General features: G+C 71.2%; 18 protein-coding genes. 11 read left to right on the top strand and 7 right to left on the bottom strand.

All coding sequences use genetic code 11. The annotated features are described in order from the left end of the window. Positions 1 to 67: 67 nt before the first annotated feature. Positions 68 to 952, bottom strand: a complete 885-nt coding sequence (locus JNX00_RS03450; RefSeq protein ID WP_239478252.1) for a LysR substrate-binding domain-containing protein — start codon at positions 950 to 952, stop codon at positions 68 to 70. 95 nt (positions 953 to 1,047) lie between these two features. Here JNX00_RS03450 and JNX00_RS03455 point away from each other — a divergent pair, with 95 nt between their 5' ends. The 3 genes from JNX00_RS03455 to JNX00_RS03465 all read left to right on the top strand — a co-directional run bounded on the left by JNX00_RS03455 (position 1,048) and on the right by JNX00_RS03465 (position 3,254). After that, positions 1,048 to 2,013, top strand: a complete 966-nt coding sequence (locus JNX00_RS03455) for a tripartite tricarboxylate transporter substrate binding protein (RefSeq protein ID WP_204744083.1) — start codon at positions 1,048 to 1,050, stop codon at positions 2,011 to 2,013. A gap of 11 nt (positions 2,014 to 2,024) precedes the next feature. Next, on the top strand, positions 2,025 to 2,822 hold the full coding sequence (locus JNX00_RS03460; protein WP_204744084.1) for an alpha/beta fold hydrolase: 798 nt from the start codon (positions 2,025 to 2,027) through the stop codon (positions 2,820 to 2,822). A gap of 105 nt (positions 2,823 to 2,927) precedes the next feature. Further along, the gene (locus tag JNX00_RS03465; protein WP_070400802.1) at positions 2,928 to 3,254 is read left to right on the top strand and encodes a hypothetical protein; all 327 of its coding nucleotides are present in this window, start codon (positions 2,928 to 2,930) and stop codon (positions 3,252 to 3,254) included. A gap of 6 nt (positions 3,255 to 3,260) precedes the next feature. On the opposite strand, the gene JNX00_RS03470 is transcribed toward JNX00_RS03465, so the two are convergent. Next, a complete protein-coding gene (locus JNX00_RS03470; RefSeq protein ID WP_204744085.1) occupies positions 3,261 to 3,701 on the bottom strand; it encodes a PACE efflux transporter in 441 nt (146 codons plus the stop codon). Between the two features lie 122 nt (positions 3,702 to 3,823). Between JNX00_RS03470 and JNX00_RS03475 the strand changes: the two genes are divergently transcribed. Both JNX00_RS03475 and JNX00_RS03480 read left to right on the top strand, forming a co-directional pair. Further along, positions 3,824 to 4,738 carry a LysR family transcriptional regulator gene (locus JNX00_RS03475; RefSeq protein ID WP_204744086.1) on the top strand — a complete coding sequence of 305 codons (915 nt, stop codon included), beginning with the start codon at positions 3,824 to 3,826 and terminating at the stop codon, positions 4,736 to 4,738. 73 nt (positions 4,739 to 4,811) lie between these two features. After that, positions 4,812 to 5,015: a putative motility protein gene (locus JNX00_RS03480; RefSeq protein ID WP_070400805.1), complete on the top strand. Its 204-nt coding sequence runs from the start codon at positions 4,812 to 4,814 to the stop codon at positions 5,013 to 5,015. A gap of 16 nt (positions 5,016 to 5,031) precedes the next feature. Here JNX00_RS03480 and JNX00_RS03485 read toward each other — a convergent pair whose 3' ends face one another. Next, on the bottom strand, positions 5,032 to 6,024 hold the full coding sequence (locus JNX00_RS03485; protein WP_204744087.1) for a LysR substrate-binding domain-containing protein: 993 nt from the start codon (positions 6,022 to 6,024) through the stop codon (positions 5,032 to 5,034). A gap of 126 nt (positions 6,025 to 6,150) precedes the next feature. Between JNX00_RS03485 and JNX00_RS03490 the strand changes: the two genes are divergently transcribed. Genes JNX00_RS03490 through JNX00_RS03500 form a run of 3 tightly spaced genes read left to right on the top strand, consistent with a single transcriptional unit; the run spans position 6,151 to position 8,373 of the window. Further along, positions 6,151 to 7,128 carry a tripartite tricarboxylate transporter substrate-binding protein gene (locus tag JNX00_RS03490; protein WP_204744088.1) on the top strand — a complete coding sequence of 326 codons (978 nt, stop codon included), beginning with the start codon at positions 6,151 to 6,153 and terminating at the stop codon, positions 7,126 to 7,128. A 1-nt stretch (position 7,129) separates the two neighbouring features. Continuing rightward, a complete protein-coding gene (locus JNX00_RS03495; RefSeq protein WP_204744089.1) occupies positions 7,130 to 7,687 on the top strand; it encodes a DUF4863 family protein in 558 nt (185 codons plus the stop codon). Further along, the gene (locus tag JNX00_RS03500) at positions 7,684 to 8,373 is read left to right on the top strand and encodes a nitroreductase (protein ID WP_204744090.1); all 690 of its coding nucleotides are present in this window, start codon (positions 7,684 to 7,686) and stop codon (positions 8,371 to 8,373) included. The genes JNX00_RS03495 and JNX00_RS03500 overlap by 4 nt, the downstream gene beginning before the upstream one ends. 54 nt (positions 8,374 to 8,427) lie before the next feature. Here JNX00_RS03500 and JNX00_RS03505 read toward each other — a convergent pair whose 3' ends face one another. The 4 genes from JNX00_RS03505 to JNX00_RS03520 form a co-directional block, all read right to left on the bottom strand. Then, on the bottom strand, positions 8,428 to 9,864 hold the full coding sequence (locus JNX00_RS03505; RefSeq protein WP_204744091.1) for an efflux transporter outer membrane subunit: 1,437 nt from the start codon (positions 9,862 to 9,864) through the stop codon (positions 8,428 to 8,430). Positions 9,865 to 9,876: 12 nt separating this feature from the next. Next, entirely contained in the window at positions 9,877 to 13,101 is a 3,225-nt protein-coding gene (locus JNX00_RS03510) for an efflux RND transporter permease subunit (RefSeq protein WP_204744092.1), read from the bottom strand. Between the two features lie 25 nt (positions 13,102 to 13,126). Next, positions 13,127 to 14,365, bottom strand: a complete 1,239-nt coding sequence (locus tag JNX00_RS03515) for an efflux RND transporter periplasmic adaptor subunit (protein WP_070400812.1) — start codon at positions 14,363 to 14,365, stop codon at positions 13,127 to 13,129. Between the two features lie 91 nt (positions 14,366 to 14,456). Next, the gene (locus JNX00_RS03520; RefSeq protein ID WP_204744093.1) at positions 14,457 to 15,293 is read right to left on the bottom strand and encodes an alpha/beta hydrolase; all 837 of its coding nucleotides are present in this window, start codon (positions 15,291 to 15,293) and stop codon (positions 14,457 to 14,459) included. A gap of 120 nt (positions 15,294 to 15,413) precedes the next feature. Between JNX00_RS03520 and JNX00_RS03525 the strand changes: the two genes are divergently transcribed. The 3 genes from JNX00_RS03525 to JNX00_RS03535 are packed head-to-tail and all read left to right on the top strand — an operon-like array spanning position 15,414 to position 18,800. Then, the gene (locus JNX00_RS03525) at positions 15,414 to 16,325 is read left to right on the top strand and encodes a LysR family transcriptional regulator (RefSeq protein ID WP_070400814.1); all 912 of its coding nucleotides are present in this window, start codon (positions 15,414 to 15,416) and stop codon (positions 16,323 to 16,325) included. Positions 16,326 to 16,374: 49 nt separating this feature from the next. Then, complete coding sequence (locus JNX00_RS03530; RefSeq protein ID WP_204744094.1) at positions 16,375 to 16,995, top strand: response regulator transcription factor; 621 nt, start codon at positions 16,375 to 16,377, stop codon at positions 16,993 to 16,995. A gap of 8 nt (positions 16,996 to 17,003) precedes the next feature. Beyond that, complete coding sequence (locus JNX00_RS03535; RefSeq protein ID WP_204744095.1) at positions 17,004 to 18,800, top strand: hybrid sensor histidine kinase/response regulator; 1,797 nt, start codon at positions 17,004 to 17,006, stop codon at positions 18,798 to 18,800. Positions 18,801 to 18,849 lie beyond the last annotated feature (49 nt).

Genomic DNA, 18,849 nt, shown 5'->3' on the forward strand with positions numbered 1-18,849 from the left:
GGGAGGCTCCTTGTGGTGTGGGGCCCACTGTGCCGGCCGGCGTGCATCGGATCCATGACCTTGCAGGTCAAGGCGGACCGGACGCCTCTTGCAGCAGCCAGTCGCGGAAGGTGGCCAGCGGCGGCAGCTGGCGCTTGTTGTCGGGGTAGGCGAAGTGGTAGCCCGCCTGGCCCAGCATGTCCTGCGCGAAGGGCGCCGACACCAGGCCGGCGTCGATGTCGTCCTGCACAACGCAGCGGGGCAGCAGGCCCAGGCCCATGCCGACCATGACCGCGCGCACGATGGACGTGACCTGGTCCAGCTGGGGGCCGCCGCGCACCGCCGGGTGCTCCACCCGGTGCTGGACGCACCACTGGGCCCAGGCATCGGGCGTGGCCGGGTGGCGCAGCAGCACGTGCCGCGCGATGTCGCGCGGCCGGCGCAGGCGCTCGGCCGCGGGCAGGTGCGGTGGCGCGACGACCGTGTACTCGCGCCCGGCGATGTAGTGCGCGCTCATGCCCGGCCAGGTGCCTTCGCCGAACAGCAGCGCGCAGTCGAAGCCGGCCGTCTGGGCGGCCTCGCGGGAGTAGGGCAGGAAGTTCAGAAATACCTCGGGGTGCCGGGCCATGAAGCGCGGCAGCCGGGGAATCAGCCATTTGGCGCCGAAGGTGGGCGTGGTCATGAGGTTGAGCACGCCGCCGCGGCCGCGCAGCGTCATCACGTTCAGGGTCGACTGTTCGAGCTGTCCCAGCGCCGCTTCGACCTCCGGCAGGTAGCGTAGGCCCGCGGGGGAAAGCGCCAGCCGGCCCTTGATGCGGTCGAACAGGTCCACGCCCAGCAGGCCCTCGAGTTCCAGGATCTTCTTGCTCACGGCGCCCTGCGTGAGGTGCAGCTCGCGCGCCGCGGCCGAGATGGAGGCCTGTCGGGCGGTGGCGGCGAAGGCTTGGAGCAGGTGCAGTGGTGGCAGCCTCAAGGCATTTCCAGAAGGAATGGGCGGATGCGGATTATTCGATTGTCCCGGCGCAGGGGCAACCACAGAATGCGCGGACCCCCCACACGGAGACAGACATGACACCCATCCGCCGCTGGACCACCGTCCTTGGCCTGTCCGCCGCCATGGCGGCCAGCGCCAGCACCGCCTACCCCGAGCGTCCCATCACCCTGGTGGTGGCCTATCCCGCCGGCGGCTCCACGGACACCGTGGCCCGCAAGTGGGGCGAGGAGCTGGGGCGCCAGCTGGGCCAGCCGGTGGTGATCGAGAACCTGGGCGGCGCGGGCGGCATGATCGGCGCCCGCAAGGTGGCGCAGGCGCCGGCCGACGGCTACACCCTGCTGCTGGGCGCGCTCAACGAGGTGGTGCTGAGCCCGCTGACCAACAGGAGCGCGCCGTACCAGACCTCGGACTTCAAGCCGGTGGGTATCGTGGGCGCCTCGCCGGTGGTGCTGCTGACCGGCATGGGCAAGCCCTATCGCTCGCTCAAGGACATCGCCGCCTCGGGCAAGGCGAAGCTGACCTACGGCACGCCGGGTCGCGGGACCTTCCAGCACATCGTGATGCACGCCCTGGCCACGCGCCTGAAAACCGAGCTGCTGCACATTCCCTACAAGGGCGGCGCGCCCTTCATCACCGACCTCATGGGCGGGCAGATCGACCTGATCCTGCTGCCCACGGTCACGGCGCTGCCCAACCTCACGGGCGAGAAGATGCGCGGCCTGGCGGTGAGCTCGCTGCTGCGCCTGGAGGCCGCGCCGGCGCTGCCCACCTTCGCCGAGAGCCTGCCCGCGTTGCGCGACTTCGACTTCAGCATCTGGTTGGGTCTGTTCGCGCCGAAGGGCACACCGGCGCCCATCGTGGACCGCCTCAACAAGGCCCTGCGCGACGCCCACCAGACCGAGGCGGTGCAGTCCTTCATCCGCGCCAGCGGCATGGCCACGCCGCCTTTCGGCCTGAGCGCCGACGGCGCGCAGCGCTACCTGGACGCGGACGAGCGCAAGTACCGGGCCATCGTCCCCGGCATGAAGCTGGACGAGTGAGGGCGCGGCGCATGGGCTTCGTTCACACCGGTGGCGCCCGCGTCTACTGCGAACGCCATGGCCAGGGGCCGGCCATCGTGTTCTGCCACGGCGCGGGTTCGAACGCCGCGACCTGGTGGCAACAGGTCCCGCACTTCACCCGTCGCTTCACCTGCCTGACGCTGGACCTGCGGTGCTTCGGCCGCTCGCAGGCCGAGCCGCACACGCTCACCTGGGAGGCCTTGTGCGCGGACCTGCTGGCGGTGCTCGACGCCGAGGGCATCGGGCGCGCGGCCCTGGTCTGCCAGTCCCTGGGCGGCGGCCTGGGCCTGCGCTTCGCGCTGGAACACCCGGCGCGGACCTGGGCCCTGGTGTCCAGCGGCTCGTCCATGGGCATCGACCTGTCCGAGGCGCAGGCGAGCGTGGCCCGCTACCTCGCCTCGGCCGAGGGCAGCCAGGTGGAGCAGCGCGCCCTGGGGCCGGCGTTCCGGGCGGCGTCGGCCCCGCTCGCCTTCCTGTACCAGCAGGTCAATGGCTTCAACCCCCTCGTGTTCCAGGGCGCGGGCGCCGAGCTGCGCGCGCGGCTGGCGGTCTTGAACAGCGAGGCCATGGCCGTGCCGCGCGAGCGGCTGAAGCGGATCGCCTGCCCGGTGCTGCTGCTGGGCGGCGAATTCGATCCGCTGATGCCGCCGGACCTCGTTCGCGCCGTCGCGGCGCACTTCGCGCGGTCGCAGTCGGCGGTCATGGCGAACTGCGGGCACTCGCCGTACTTCGAGCGACCGGCCGAATTCAACGATCGCGTGGAGCGCTTCCTGGACGCGGCGGGCTGAGGCGCGGCGGAGCCGCCACAGATCAGTGGCTTAGGTCCTACAGATGGGCGACAGTGAGGGGCTTCCCGGGGGTGCGCCGCGGCGGCCCGATGCTCTAATTTCTTCATGTTGAAGAAAGCGTGGTTTCGTTTCGGCCTGAGCCGCGCCCTCGGCGAACTGGGCATTCCGTCGAACACGGTGCCCTCGCACCTGCGCCAGGCGGTCATCGATCTGGGCCTGAGCGAAGGCTTCAACCCGCGCGAGGCCGCGCTCATCATCTACTTCCGTACCCCGGCCATGCGCCTGCTCGAGGCGCAGCGGGCGCAGACCACCATCGCGGCCTGGCAGACCAGCCAGGCCGTGCGCCAGGGCTACTTCGGGCGCGCGGTGCGCCAGGAGTTCCCGCTGCCCGAGGTCTCGGGCGTGCGGGAGAGCCTGTTCCAGGATTCCTGAGCCGGCTCAGCCGCCCGGGGCCGGCTGCGGCGCGGCCGAGGCCGGCAGGCCGAACACGCGGTCGAAGCCCAGGTTGAACACGTAGGTGTAGACCAGAAAGAACACGATCAGGCCCAGGTCCAGCACGAAGGCCTGCCACAGCGACACGCCCAGCCACCAGGCGAACAGCGGCACCAGCATGAACACCAGGCCGGCCTCGAAACCCAGGGCGTGCGCGATGCGGCGCGCCACGCCGCGCCCCTTGGTGGCCTGGCGCGCTTCCCAGCGCTCGAACAGGGTGTTGTAGGCCAGGTTCCAGACCACGGCGATGGCCGAGGCCGCGACCGCCGCCACGCTGGCGTGGCCCAGGCCGCTGTCGGACAGCAGGGCCAGGCCGGCGCTGGAGGCGGCGATGGCGAACAGCTCGTAGAGGGAAACGTAGACGATCTTGCGTCGAATGCCTTGCATGGTCGGGAATCCTTCGGGTGGCCCCCGCGGCGGATGGGCGGGGGCGATGGGGGCACTGTATGCGCACATTTCTGAAGGGAAAAGTCAGATAATTTCAAAAAATCTGACAGATAGGGGCGGCCATGGCCTTCACCAGCGACAACCTGCGCACCTTCCTGGCGGTGCTGGACACCGGCTCCTTTTCGGCCGCCGCGCGCCAGCTGGGTCGCGTGCCCTCGGCGGTGAGCATGGCCATCGCGCAGCTGGAGGCCGAGCTGGACCTGGTGCTGTTCGACCGCCGCGCGCGCGAGCCCCGGCCCACCGACGTGGCGCGCGCGCTGGAGCCGCAGGCGCGCCAGATCGCCAGCCAGCTGCGCCGCCTGGGCGCGCACGCCCAGGCCCTGCACCAGGGGCTGGAGCGCCAGCTCACCATCGCCATCGCGCCCGAGCTGCTGTCGGCGCCCTGGAGCCGGTCGCTGGCGGTGCTGGCCGAAGAATTTCCGGCGCTGCTGGTGGAGGTTTTGTCGGCGCCGCAGGCCGACGCCTTGCGCATGTTGCACGCCGGCGAGGCGCAGCTGGCCCTGGTGTTCGAGCGCCCGGGCAGCGACGAGCGCGAGGGCTTTCAGGAGCTGGGCACCGAACTGTTCGTGGCCGTCATCGCCGCCGACCACCCCGAGGCCCTGGCGCGCCAGGGCGCGCTGCAGCTCAACGACCTGATCGAGATCCGCCAGATCGCCGTGGCCAGCCGCGACCCGCGTGGGCGCGACCCGCGCATGCTGCTGTCGCGCCACCTCTGGCGCACCGACAGCCACCTGGCCACGCTGAGCCTGGTGCAGGCCGGCCTGGGCTGGGCCTACCTGCCGCGCCGCCTCATCGAGCCGCTGGTGGCGGCGGGCGGGCTCACCGAGATTCGCTTCGGCAACATCAGCAACCAGCTGCGCCTGTGGGTGGACGTGGTGTGGAACGCGGAGCGGCCGCTGGGGTTGGGGGCGCAGCGGTTCATCGAGCTGATGCGGCAGGCGACGCGGGAGGCGGGGGAGGGCCCCGGCCTGGGCTGAACCGGGCGCGCGGTTCAAGAACGGGGGCGACCGACCGATACCAGGAACAAGGCATTGAGCAACAGGAGTTCCCGTGGACGTTTCACCCGCCGCCATGGTCCAGGCCGTCGTGGCCAACCAGCAGGCCGACGTGGCCCAAAAGGTGCAGATCGCGATGCTGCGCAAGTCCATGGACATGCAGGGCAGCGCCGCGCTGGCGCTGCTGCAAGGCGTCACCGGCGCGCTGCCCCTGGCCACGTCGGGCAGCGTCGGCACACAGGTGAACGTGCTGGCCTGAGCTCGGGCCGCGGTCCTCAGGCCTTCGCCACGCGCCGCTCACCAAGCGCGCCCGCCACCTCGGCCACCGTGTCGCGCAGCCAGGTGTGCCCGGCGTCGTGGTCGTGGCGGCTGTGCCAGACGGCGCGCGTGGTGGCCTGGCTGGCCGGGTAGGGCGGCTGGCGCATCACCAGGCCGGTGTCGCCGCGCGTGAGCGCCCGCGCCAGCGAGGCCGGCACGATGGACAGCATGTCGCTGTCGCGCAGCAGCGCCGGGATCGCGAGCGAATGCGGCACGGTCACGCGCACGCGGGGCTGCACACCCTGCGCGTCCAGCGCCTCGCGCAGCGCGCCGCGGTCGAACATCTCCGACTGGCGCGCCAGGCCGCGCTCCAGGATGAAGCCGTCCACCGCGCCTTCTTCCTGCCCGCCCACCGAGATGGTGACCAGCGGGTGGCGCGCGAAGGCCGTCAGCGTGAGCCGGCCGCGCGACGCCGGGTGGTCCTTGCGCATCAGGATCGCCTCGCCCTGCGACATCAGGGTGCGCGCGCTCATGCGCGGTGGCACCTGAGAGAAGATGCCGATCGCGAGATCGATGCGGCCAAGGTCGATCTGCTCGGCCAGGTCCAGCCGCGTGGACGGGCGGATGACCAGGTCCACGCCCGGCGCGGCGCGCTGCAGCTTGCGCGCCAGCGGCGCCACCAGCACGGCGGTGACGTGGTCGTTGGCCGCGATGACGAACTGGCGTTGCGAGCCGCGCGCCGAGAATGGCGCCACGTCCAGCGTGGCCTCGATGCGCCGCAGCGCGTCGCGCAGCGCGGGCGCCATGCGCAGTGCACCCCCGGTGGGCTCCATGCCGCGCCCCGTGCGAACGAAGAGCTCATCGCCCACCACCTCGCGCAGCCGCGACAGCGCGTGGCTGACGGCCGACTGGCTCAGGTGCAGCCGGCGCCCCGCGAGCACCAGGTTGCGCTCCTCAAAGACCGCGTCGAAGACCTTCAGCAGATTGAGGTCCACCTTGCCGATGCTCATGCTCGCCCACTCCGATATGAATGCTGTGCAACGAACCATTGCACAGAGACCAGTTCCCTGCAATCCGCAATCGTCGCAGCATTCGGGTCTACGGACATCGGTTGCCGTTGAAAGCAGAGGACCCGCATGAACACACTCTCCCGCCGCGCCTTCGCGCAGTTGCTCGCGGCCCTGCCGGCCGCGGGCGCTTCCTGGCCTTTGCTGGCCAACACCCCTGGCAAGCTGTTGGTGGGCTACCCCGCCGGCGGCACGCTGGACACCACCGCGCGCCACCTCGCCGACGCCTGGCGCCGCGAAGGCCGAACCTTCATCGTCGACAACCGCGCCGGCGCGGCCGGGCGCATCGCCAACGGCCAGCTCAAGCGCGAAGCGGCCGACGGCAACACCCTGCTGTGCACGCACACCTCGGCGCTCACGATCTACCCGCACGTCTACACCAAGCTCCAGTACGACGCCGAGGCCGACTTCGTGCCTGTGTCCTCGGTGGTCACGGCGGGCTGCGCCTTCGCCATCACCGCCAACGCCCCCGCCGCGGTGAAGACCTTGCCCGACTACGTGGCCTGGGTGCGCCAGACACCCAACGCGGCCCTCTATGCCTCACCTGCCGCGGGCTCGGTGGCGCACTTCCTGGGCTACCAGCTGTCCGAGGCCGGCGGCCTGAAGCTGGAGCACATCGCCTACCGCGGATCGGCCCCCGCCATGCAGGACCTGCTGGGCGGCCAAATCCCCGCCTACTTCGGTTTCGTGGCCGACTTCCTGCCCTATGTGCAGCAGGGCAAGGTTCGGATCCTGGGCGTGACGGGCGAGCGGCGCTCGCGCTTCCTGCCGAACGTCGCCACGTTCGCCGAGCAGGGCCTTGGCCAGATTCGCGGCGCGGAAACCTATGGTGTCTTCGCGCCACCGGGCACGCCGGCCGACACCGTCAACGCCCTGCACGCCGCCATCGACAAGGCCAGCCGGGACGCCGCTCTGCGCGCCGGCTTCGAGAAGGTCGGGCTGGAGGTGCGCGCACGCACGCCCAAGGAGTTCGCGGCCCAGATCCGTCAGGAACGCGAGACCTGGGCGCCGGTGGTGCGCGCGTCGGGCTTCCGCATGGAGGAGTGAGATGAACCCGGACACCGACATCCGCGAACGCGAGGAACTCATCGCGTGCTGCCTGCCCTTTCTCGCCGAGGTGAAGGACATGACGGCGGGCACCGAGGTCGAGCGATGGCTCAACGCGCAACGTGGCCCGGGCAGCGCGCTGTTCGACACGCTGGCAAAACTGATCAGGCGGGGCGTGGCCGATGGCTGGGCCGCCAACATCGAGATCGATGGACCCATCTACCGCCGCAGCCGCCTGCTCGAACCCTCGGCGCGCACGCACCACTTCAGCATCACCGCCGTGTACATGGACAGCCGGGGCAACACGCAAGGCAACCCCGAAGGCAGCTACCGCGGGCAATACCACGCGCACCCTTACGGCGAATTCAACATGGTGATCCCCGTGACGCCGGGCGCCGCGCTGGCGGGCCCGAATGGCTGGTGCGAAGCGGGCTGGACCGCGCCACCGCCCGGCAGCCACCACTACCCCGAGGCCAAGGGCGGCGCGGTGATCGCGCTGTTCTTCCTGCCGGCCGGGCGCATCGCCTACCACCCGGCACCGGACGGGGGCGCGCGATGACGCTGTCCATCGACGACACCACCGCCTGCCTCGACGGCCTGCTGCGCTCGCGCTGTTCGGTGCGCGCGTTCCGGGACGAAGCGGTGTCTCGCGAGACGGTGCTGGAAATTCTGCGCGTGGCCAGTCGCGCGCCGAGCAATTCCAACACGCAGCCCTGGCAGGTCTATGCGCTGGCCGGCAAGGCCATCCGCGAGGTGGAGGGGGCCATCACCGCTGTCTTCGACAGCGGCGAGCTCCCGCCGACCCACCACTTCCCCACACCACTGCCCGAAGCCTACGGCGCGCGCCAGGCGGACTTCGCCGCGCGCTACTACCAGGCCCTGGGCATCGACCGCACGGACGCCGCCGCGCGCGCACGCCAGACGCGGCGCAACTTCGGCTTCTTCGGCGCGCCGGTGGGCCTCATCTTCAGCATCGACGCCTGCCTGAAGCCGCACAGCTGGCTGGACCTGGGCCTGTACCTGCAGAGCGTGATGCTCGCGGCGCGCTCGCGCGGGCTCGATACCTGCCCGCAGGTGAGCTTCGCGCCGTACCACGCGGTGATCTCGCCGGTGCTCGGCCTGCCCGAGGGGCAGGTGACGGTGTGCGGCATGTCGCTCGGCTACCGCGACGAGCGCGCGGCGGTGAACGGCTTTGAGACACCGCGGCGCGAGGTGGGCGAGTTCGTCCGAATGATGGGGTTTTGACGCAAGCCCCCTTTCGTGGCGTCAAGGCCCCAGAGTGGGGCGCCGCGCCATCGCTCAGCCGCGCTGCGGCTCGCCTGTCCCCCATCCCCCACCCAAGGCCCGGATCAGCCGCACCGTGGCCTGCTGCCGCGCCGCCTCCACGCGCTGCGCCTGGCGGCGGTTCAGCAGTTCGTTGCGGCGCGCGTCCAGCAGCTCGAGCTGGCTCACCAGCCCGTTGCGCCAGCGCGTCTCGGAGATCGCGCTGGCGCGCTGCGCGGCGTTGACCGCGCGGCCTTGGGCCAGCGATTGCTCGTGCAGCAGGCGCAGGGAAGACAACTGGTCCTCCACCTCGCGCAGGGCGTTGAGCACCTGGCCGCGGTACTGCGCCGCCACCGCGTCGAACTCGGCTTGCGCGTTCTGCACGCCGGCCTGGCGCCGGCCGCCGTCGAACAGCGGCAGCGACAGCAGCGCGCCCACGCCCCAGGAACGCGCGGACCACTGGAACAGATCACCCAGCTCCGGCGAGGCAAAGCCCGCCGCGCCGGTGAGCGAAACGCGCGGGAACCAGGCGGCCTGGGCCACGCCCACGCGGGCCTGCGCGGCCAGCAGCGAGGCCTGCGCCGCGGCCACGTCGGGCCGGCGCGCGAGCACGGTGGCGGGCACGCCGGGCGGGATCACCGGCAACGTGCGCGCCGTGGCGGTGGGGGCCAGCGCGAAGCCCGAGGCGGGCTCGCCCAGCAGCACGGCCAGCGCGTGTTCCAGCTCGGCTCGTGTGCGCTCCAGCGCGATGACCTCGGCCTCGGTCGCGGCCTGCTCGGTCTGGATGCGGATGACGTCCAGCTCGGCCACGTCACCGGCCTCGAAGCGGCGCTGCGTCAGGCGCAGGGTGTCGGTGTAGGCGTTGGCGGTGTCCTGCATCAGGGCGCGCTCGGTGTCGGTGGCGCGCAGGGCCAGGTAGGTTTGCGCCACCTCGGCCTGCACCAGCAGGCGCGTGCTCTGCAGCAGGGCCTGGCGCGATTGCGCATCCAGTGAAGCGGCGTCCTGCGCGCGGGCCAGGCGCCCGAACAGGTCCACTTCGTATGAGAGGTTCAGGCCGGCTTGCAGCAGTGTGGCCGGCGTCGAACCGTTCGCGGTGTTGGCGCCCGCGCCACGGTCCGCCGAGGCGCCCGCGCCGATCTGTGGCGCGCGCTCGGCCTGCGCGCCGCGCAGCAGCGCGCGCGCCTGGGCCAGCCGCGCGGCGGCCTGCTGGATGTCGGTGTTGCCCACGGCCGAGCGCTCGATCAGTGCATCGAGCACGGGATCGCCGAAGGCCTTCCACCAGGTGCCCCGGCTCTGGGCCTCGGCGGGCGGGGCGATGGTCCATTGCGCAGGGTCCGTGGCCTGCGCGGCCGGGCCTTGTTCCTTGAACTGCGCCGGCGTGTCCACCGACGCGGGCAGCGGCGGCAGCGCGGTGGCGCAGCCGGCCAGCACCAGGGCGGCGGCCAATGGCAGGAGGCGGTTGATGGTGTTCATGGTGGAAATCCTTCAATGCGTGACCGGGGCCGCGGGCAGGGGCCGGGCGTCGGCGCCGCCGCTGGCCAAGCCCTCGAAGTGGGGTGTCTCCCCGTGTTGCCGCAGGGGGCGGTTGCCCGTCAGCTGGCGCAGCAGCACGTAGAACACCGGCGTGAGGAAGAGACCAAAGGCGGTCACGCCGATCATTCCGGCGAACACCGCCACGCCCATGGCCGAGCGCATCTCGGCGCCGGCGCCGCTGGCCAGCACCAGGGGCAGCACGCCCATGACGAAGGCCAGCGAGGTCATGAGGATGGGTCGCAGGCGCAGGCGGCTGGCTTCGATGGCGGCCTGCACCGGCGTGCGGCCCGCGAACTCCAGTTCGCGCGCGAACTCGACGATCAGGATGGCGTTCTTCGCCGACAGGCCCACCAGCACGATCAGCCCGATCTGTGTGAAGACGTTGTTGTCCCCGCCGTCCAGCCACACCCCCGTCATGGCCGCGAGCAGGCCCATGGGCACGATGAGGAGGATGGACAGCGGCAGCGTCAGGCTCTCGTACTGCGCGGCCAGCACCAGGAACACCAGCAGGATGGCCAGCGGAAACACCCAGAGCGCGGAATGGCCCGCCAGGATCTCCTGGTAGGTGAGTTCGGTCCATTCGAAGCCGATGCCCGCGGGCAGGGTTTCGGCGGCGATGCGCTCGATGGCGGCCTGCGCCTGGCCAGACGAGAAGCCTGGCGCCGGGCCACCATTGATGTCGGCCGTGAGGTAGCCGTTGTAGCGCATGGCGCGCTCGGGGCCGAAGCTGGCATCGACCTTCATCAGCGCCGACAGCGGGATCATCTCGCCACTGGTGGCGCGCACCTTGAGCAGGCCGATGTCTTCGGCGCGCGCGCGGTAGGGTGCGTCGGCCTGGGCGCGCACGCTGTAGGTGCGGCCGAATTGGTTGAAGTCGTTCACGTACAGGCTGCCGAGGTAGATCTGCAGGGTGTCGAAGATTTCCGTCACGGGCACGCCCAGCTGGCGCGCCCTGGTGCGGTCGATGTCGGCATAGAGCTGCGGCACGTTGACCTGCCAGCTCGTGAACATGCCGGCCAGCTCGGGCGTCTGGTAGGCCTTGGCCATGAAGGCCTTCACCGCCGCGTCCATGGCCTCGTAGCCGAGCGAGGCCTTGTCTTCAAGCTGCAGCTTGAAGCCGCCGGTGGTGCCCAGGCCCGCCACCGGCGGCGGCGGGAACATCACCACGAAGGCGTCCTGGATCTCTCCGTAGGCCTGGTTCAACTGACCCGCCACGGCGGCGCCGCTCTGGTCGGCGTTCCGGCGCTCGGCGAAGGGCTTGAGCGTGGCGAACACGATGCCCGCGTTGGAGCTGTTGGTGAAGCCGTTGATCGACAGGCCCGGGAAGGCGATGGCGTCTTCCACGTTGGGGTTTTGCCGGGTGATCTCGCCCATGCGCTGGATGACCGCGTCGGTGCGGTCCAGCGTCGCGCCGTCGGGCAACTGCGCGAAGCCGATCAGGTACTGCTTGTCCTGCGCGGGCACGAAGCCGCTGGGCACGGCCTTGAACAGGCCGATGGTCAGGCCCGCGAGCGCGAGGTACATCACCATCATCAGCGCCTTGCGGCCGATGGCGCGGCGCACGCCACCGCTGTAGGACGCGGCGCCGCGGTGGAACACGCGGTTGAAGGCGCGGAAGAAGCCGCCGAACAGGCGGTCCATGCCACGCGTGAGCGCGTCCTTCGGTTCGTGGTGGCCCCTGAGCAGCAGGGCCGCGAGCGCGGGCGACAGCGTGAGCGAGTTGATCGCCGAAATCACCGTGCTGATGGCGATGGTCACCGCGAACTGCTTGTAGAACTGGCCGGTGAGACCGCTGATGAAGGCCAGCGGAACGAACACGGCCACCAGCACCAGGGCGATGGCGACGATGGGTCCCGAGACCTCGCGCATGGCGCGGTAGGTGGCCTCGCGCGGGCTCAGGCCCGCCTCGATGTTGCGCTCCACGTTCTCCACCACCACGATGGCGTCGTCCACCACGATGCCGATGGCCAGCACCAGGCCGAACAAGGACAGCGCGTTGATGGACAGGCCCAGCAGGTGCAGCACCGCGAAGGTGCCCACCACGGAGACTGGCACCGCCAACAGGGGAATGATGGAGGCGCGCCAGGTCTGAAGGAACAGGATCACCACCAGCACCACCAGGGCGATGGCTTCCAGCAGGGTGGTGACGACCGAGTCGATGGAGGCGCGAACGAACTGCGTGGGGTCGTAGGCGATGCGGTACTCCACGCCCTCGGGCATGTGCTGCTGCAACTCGGCCATGGTGGCGCGCACCTGGGCCGAGATCTCCAGCGCGTTGGAGCCCGGGGCCTGGAACACGCCCATGCCCACGGCGGGCTGGTTGTTCAGCAGCGAGCGCAGCGAGTAGTCGGCCGCGCCCATCTCCAGGCGGGCCACGTCGCGCAGGCGCGTCACCGCGCCGTCGGTGCCGGTCTTGACGATGATGTCGCCGAACTCCTGCTCGGTCTGCAGGCGGCCCTGCGCGTTGACCGAGAGCTGCAGGTCCACGCCCGGCAGGCCGGGCGAGGCACCCACCACGCCGGCGGCGGCCTGCACGTTCTGGCCGCGGATGGCGGCCACCACGTCGCCGGCCGACAGGCCGCGCTGCGCCACCTTCTGCGGGTCGAGCCAGACGCGCATGGCGTAGTCGCCGCCGCCGAAGATTTGCACCTGGCCGACGCCTTCGATGCGGGCCAGCCGGTCCTTCACGTTGAGCACCGCGTAGTTGCGCAGGTAGTTGATGTCGTAGCGGTCGTTGGGCGAGACCAGGTGCACGACCATGGTGATGTCGGGCGAACTCTTGACGGTGGTCACGCCCAGGCGGCGCACCTCCTCGGGCAGGCGCGGCTCGGCCTGCGAGACGCGGTTCTGCACCAGCTGCTGGGCCTTGTCGGGGTCGGTGCCGAGCTGGAAGGTCACGGTCAGCGTCATCACGCCATCGGTGGTGGCCTGGCTGCCCATGTAGAGCATGCCCTCGACGCCATTGATGGATTCCTCCAGCGGCGTGGCCACGGTCTCGGCGATCACCTTGGGGTTGGCGCCCGGGTACTGGGCGCGCACCACCACGGAGGGCGGCACCACCTCGGGGTACTCCGAGATCGGCAGGCCACGCAGGGCGACCAGGCCGGCGATGACGATCAGCAGCGAGAGCACGCCCGCGAAGATCGGCCGGTCGATGAAGAATTTGGACAGGTTCATGGGAAGTCTGTTTCTGCGGCGCGCCTCAGGGCTGCTTGGCCGCGAGTTCCTGCGCGTCGCTGGTGACGCGCGCCTGGTTCATGGGGACGGGTTGCGGCTGCACCAGCGCGCCGGGGCGCACGCGCTGCAGGCCGTTGACGACGATGCGCTCGCCCGCCTTCAGGCCGCTCAGCACGCTGCGCAAGCCATCCACCGACGCGCCCAAAGCCACCTCGCGGTACTCGGCCTTGTTGTCTTGGCCCACCACCAGCACGAACTTCTTGTCCTGGTCGGTGCCGATGGCGCGTTCGCTCACCAGCAACTGGTGCGCGCTGCGTGGCTGCGCCATGCGGATGCGCGCGAACTGGCCCGGCATGAGCGTGCCGTCGGCGTTGTCGAAGACGGCGCGCACGCGCACCGTTCCGCTGCGCGGATCGACCTGGTTGTCGATGAGTTGCAGCCGGCCGGTGAAGGGCGTGTCGGCGTCGCCAGCCGTGCCCATGCGAACGGGGATGCGCTCGAGCGAGCGGCGCGCGCTGGCGCCGCCCTGGTTCAGGCCCTGCAGTGCGCGCGCCACGGTCTGTTCGTCGGCGTCGAAGCTGGCGTAGATCGGGTTGACCGACACCAGCGTGGTGAGCACCGGCGCGCCCGGTCCGGCCGCGACGAGGTTGCCCGCGGTCACGTCGACCTTGCCGATGCGCCCGGCCACCGGCGCGCGCACCTGGGTGTAGCCCAGATTGAGGCGGGCGGCCTGTACCTGGGCGCGCGCGGCCTGCAGGTTGGCCTCGGCTTCGCGCAGCGCGTTCTGGCGGTCGTCGAGCTCGCGCTGGGCAATGGCCTTGTCCTGCCAGAGCCGCTGCGAGCGCGCGAACTCGCCGCTGGCATGGCTCAGGCGGGCCTGCGCGGCGCTGGCCTGCGCCTCGGCCCGTGCCACCTCGGCCTCGTAAGGCGCGGGGTCGATGGAGACCAGCAGCGCGCCTTTGGCCACCAGCGCGCCCTCCCGGAAGTGCGTGGCCAGCACGGCGCCCGCCACACGCGAGCGGACTTCCACGCGCTCCACCGCTTCCAGGCGGCCGGAGAACTCGTCCCAGAGGGTGGCGTCGCTTTCGGCGACGGTGGCGACCGACACCGGCAGGGGCGGCGGTGCCGCATCGGCGGGCGCGCTGGCTTGCGCGGTCATGGCCTGTTGCGCGATCGCGAACGCGGCGGCTGAGATCGCGGCCAGCGCGGCGATGGGCAGCCAGATGCGACCCAGGGACGAAGGCTTGGTGGACGGGCGGGACATGGTCTGATCCTTTTTGAGGGTGAGCAAAGCCATCCCCGGCGTGTGGCCGGGGATGGCGTCGGGAGAACGGGGGGAGGGGTGCGGGCGTCCGTCAGGACGGTGGCGGCGGCGTGGCGGCCTGCAAGAAGGCGCGCAGGTGTTCCCGTGCCTCGTGGGCACAGGGACATTCCGCCGTCAGCGGCTCGGCCAGCGAGTCGGGCCAGCCCGTGTCGATGCCGAGCACATGGGCCCGCACGGCGATGCCGGCGCCGCGCAGGCGCTCGGCGTAGGCCAGGGCCTCGTCGCGCATGGGGTCGTCGGCGCCCGTGAGCACCAGCGCGGGCGGCAGACCCGCCAGGCGCTGGGCCAGGCCGGGCACGGCGTAGGGATGCTCGGCGTCCATGGGGCCGCGCAGGTACTGTTGCCAGCCATGCGCCCATTTGCATTCCACGCACTCGCCCAGGCTCTCGCGCAGCGAGGCGGTGGCGTTGCACGGGTCCAGCATGGGCGCCACCAGGATCTGCCCGGCCAGCGGCGGGTGGGCGCGGTCACGCGCCATCAGCGCGGTGGCGGCCGCGAGGTTGCCGCCGGCTTCTTCGCCGGCCACGAACAGGGGAGCGTCCTTGCCAGCCAGGCGCGGGCGCTGCTTGTGCAGCCACTCCAGCGCGGCGTAGCCGGCCTCCAGCGCTTCGGGAAAGCGGTGCGCGGGCGCCAGCGGGTAGGCCAGCGAGGCCACCACCGCGCCCGCGCCGGCCAGCAGCTCCGCCAGGCAGGCGCCGCTGTCCAGGTCGCCCGAGACGAACGCGCCGCCATGGAAGTGCAGCACCAGCGGCCGTGCGCCGCCGCGCGGCTTGCGGCCCAGCACACGCAGCGTGAGCGGCGGCTGGCCCGGCACGGACAGCGTCTGCGCCGCCGCGGCGGCGGCGAAGGGGGAGGCAGTGGAATCCATGGCGGCGACTATAGGCACAGCGGCCGTGCGGAAAAAGCGGGACCGCGCCACCGCTCTGTTTCCCGTGCATGAACAATCCGGCCCCCACAATCGCCGCACAGCACACACAGGAGCCGGGGAATGGACCAGTTGCAATCGATACGCGTGTTCGCGCGCGTGGTGGAGGCGGGCACCTTCACCAAGGCCGCGGAATCGCTGGACCTGCCCAAGGGCACGGTGACCAAGCTGGTGCAGCACCTGGAGTCGCGCCTGAAGGTCAAGCTGCTCAACCGCACCACGCGGCGCGTGACGGTGACGCCCGACGGCGCGGCCTACTACGAGCGCACCTCACGCCTGCTCAATGACCTCGACGACGTCGAGGCCAGCATGACCAATGCCCAGGCCAAGCCCAGCGGTCGCCTGCGCGTGGACGTGGGGACCTCGGTGGCGCAGCTCATCCTCATTCCCGCGCTGGCCGACTTCTATCGCCGCTACCCCGACATCCAGCTCGACATGGGCGTGACCGACCGCCCGGTGGACCTGATCACCGACAACGTGGACTGCGTGATCCGCGGCGGCGAGCTGCTGGAGCAGTCGCTGGTGGCGCGGCGCATCGCCAACCTGCCGCTGGTGACGGTGGCCTCGCCGGCCTACCTGAAGGCGCACGGCACGCCCACGCACCCCGAGCAGCTGCAGACCGAGCACACGGTGATCAACTACTTCTCCACGCGCACGGGGCGGATGTACCCGAACGAATTCCACAAGGACGGGCAGAAGCTGGAGATTTCGGGCCGCTACCGGCTCTCGGTCAACGAGAGCAACGCCATGACGGCCGCGCTGCTGGCTGGCCTGGGCATCGGACAGACCGGGGGCTTCGTCGCCATGCCGCTGATCGAGCGCGGCGAGCTGGTGCAGGTGCTGGAGGAATGGGCCTGCGAAACGATCCCGGTGTACGTGGTGTACCCGCCCAACCGGCACCTCAGCGCCAAGGTGCGGGCCTTCGTGGAATGGGCGGCGGAACTGTTCGCCAGGCACCCGCACCTGGGGCGCTGATAGGCTTGGCCCATGGCAGGCGAGCGACAGAGGAAAGGCCGATCCCGCGATGTCCGAGCAGCAGCAACCGAGAACCCTACTGGTGGTGGACGACCATGAGCTGGTGCGCGTGGGCCTGCGCCAGGTCATCGCCCAGCGCTTCGCCGACCGCTTCCATGTCGAGGAAGCGCACAGCCTGGAGCAGGCCCTGTCGTTTCTGGAGCGCCACGCCGATGAGGTGTTCCTGCTCCTGCTCGACTTGAACCTGGGCGATGCGCGCGGCCTGTCCGGGCTCAAGCTGCTGGGCCGGCTCTACCCGCGGCTGCGGGTGGCCATCGTGTCGGGCACGCACGATGCCCGTGTGCGCGAGGAGGCGCTGGCCCACGGCGCTCTGGGGTACTTCTGCAAGACCGGCGACACCCGCGACCTGAGCGGTTTGCTCGACACGATCGAACGCGCCGCGGCGCCGGGCGCGGCAGGGCCGGGCGCGGCGCGTGGCGCGGGGCTGCCGTCGGTGCCCTTGAACAACCGCCAGATCCAGGTGCTGGAGCTGCTGCTGAGCGGCCTCGACAACCGGGCGATCGCGGCCGAGACCGGGCTGGCGCTGGGCTCGGTGAAGAACTGCGTGTCGGCGATTTTTCTCTCGTTCAACGTGCGTTCCCGGGCCGAGCTGATCGGCCGCTTTTCCTGAGGCCCGCCATGACCGCCTGGCCATGGCAGTTCCCCCCCGCGCTCACCGCGCCGCTGGCGGTGCAGCGCATCCAGCTTGAGCTGCTGCTGGAAAAAACCGGGCCGGTGCGCATCCTCTCGCCCATTCCCTTCGCAACGCCGCTGGCGATCGTTTTCTACTGGAAATGGGCCTCCAGCCTTCCGCTGGTCTGGCTCGGCCTGTTCTATGCCGCCGTGCTGCTCACTTACCTGCGGCGGCGGCGGCTGGCGGCCCGGGGCCCGCTGCAGGACCACGAGCTGTCGGCGGTGCTGCGGGGCCGCGTGCGCGACATCTTTTTGCTGGGCGCCATGTGGGGGGCCGCGCCCTGGCTGCTGAGCGCGCACCGCAGCGTCGACGGCCTGCTGCTGATCTCCCTGTTCATCATCGGCGCGATCTCGCTGGGCTCGGCCATCGTCTCCACGCACCGCCAGACCATCGCCGCGTTCAGCGTGCCGGCCGCCGCCGGCATGGTCAGCGCCTGCGTCTGGCACGGCGGCCTGGTCGGCTGGGTGCTGGCCTTTTGCATGGCGCTCTTTCTGGCGATGACGCTCAAGTGGACGTTCCAGCAGGCCGATCTGCTGGCGCAGTCGCTCACGGTCCGCTTCGAAAAGGAAGACCTCGCGCGCCGCCTGGCGCAGCAGGTGGCGCTGGTCGAAAACGCCAACCGGGAAAAGAGCCGCTTCCTCGCCTCCGCCAGCCACGACCTGCGCCAGCCTCTGCACGCCATCTCGCTGTTCACCTCGGTGCTCGAGCGCGCCCGGCTCGACGCCGACAGCGCGCGCACGGTCGCGCGGCTGGGCCACTCGGTGCGCGTGCTGAACCAGTCGCTCGACACCATGCTGGACATCTCGCGGCTGGACGCGGGGGCGGTGCAGCCCCGGCTGGCGCCCTTGCGGGTGCACGAGCTGTTCCTCTCGCTGAGCCACACGTTCTCGGGCAGCGCCCAGGCGCGCGACCTGCAGATCCGTTTCCGCGCGCCGGGGGACCTGGCCGTCGTGAGCGACGCGCAGCTGCTCACCCGCCTGCTCGGCAACCTGATCGACAACGCCATCAAGTACACGCGCCGCGGTGGCGTGCTGATCGCGGCGCGCTCGGGGGCGCCGGCGGCCCGCGAGGGCTGGGCCTGCTTCGAGGTGATCGACACCGGCATCGGCATCGCCGCCGAGCACCAGCAGCGGGTGTTCGACGAGTTCTACCAGCTCGCCAACCCGCAGCGCGACCGCGCCCATGGCCTGGGCATCGGCCTGTCCATCGTCAAGCGGCTGTCCGGCCTGCTGGACCACCCCATCGCGCTCGTGTCCGCGCCGCAGCGGGGCACGCGCTTTCGGGTCTGGGTGCGACGGGCCGCCGCGCTCGACGCGCCCCGGCCGGCGGACGCCGGGCGGGCGCCGGCCGCGCCGGCCGAGCAGCAGCTGCCGCGCCACGTGCTGGTCATCGACGACGAGCCGGTCGGCCGCGAGGCCCTGGCCTTGCTGCTCTCGTCCTGCGGTTGCACCGTGTACCCCGCCGGCGACCTCGGGCAGGCGCGGCAGCTGCTGGACCGGCACCCGATCGAGGCCGTGGTGTCCGACTTCCGCTTGCCGGGCGAGGGCAACGGCCTGGACCACCTGCTCGCGCTGCGCCGCGCGTCGCCGCGGTTGCGCACCGTGCTGGTCACCGGCGAGACCGCGCCCCAGCGCATCGCCGACATCAAGGCCAGCGGCGTGCCCTACCTGCACAAGCCCGTGCGGGCGCAGCAACTGATGGACGCGCTGGCGGGCACGGTGGTGGCCCCGCCCGCGATGTGACCGGGGTCACTTACGCCGGGCACAGGCGCCCGGGATACTCGCGGCCGTC

It is taken from the genome of Hydrogenophaga sp. YM1, assembly GCF_016903055.1.
In the GTDB taxonomy this organism is placed as follows: Bacteria; Pseudomonadota; Gammaproteobacteria; order Burkholderiales; family Burkholderiaceae_C; genus Hydrogenophaga; species Hydrogenophaga borbori.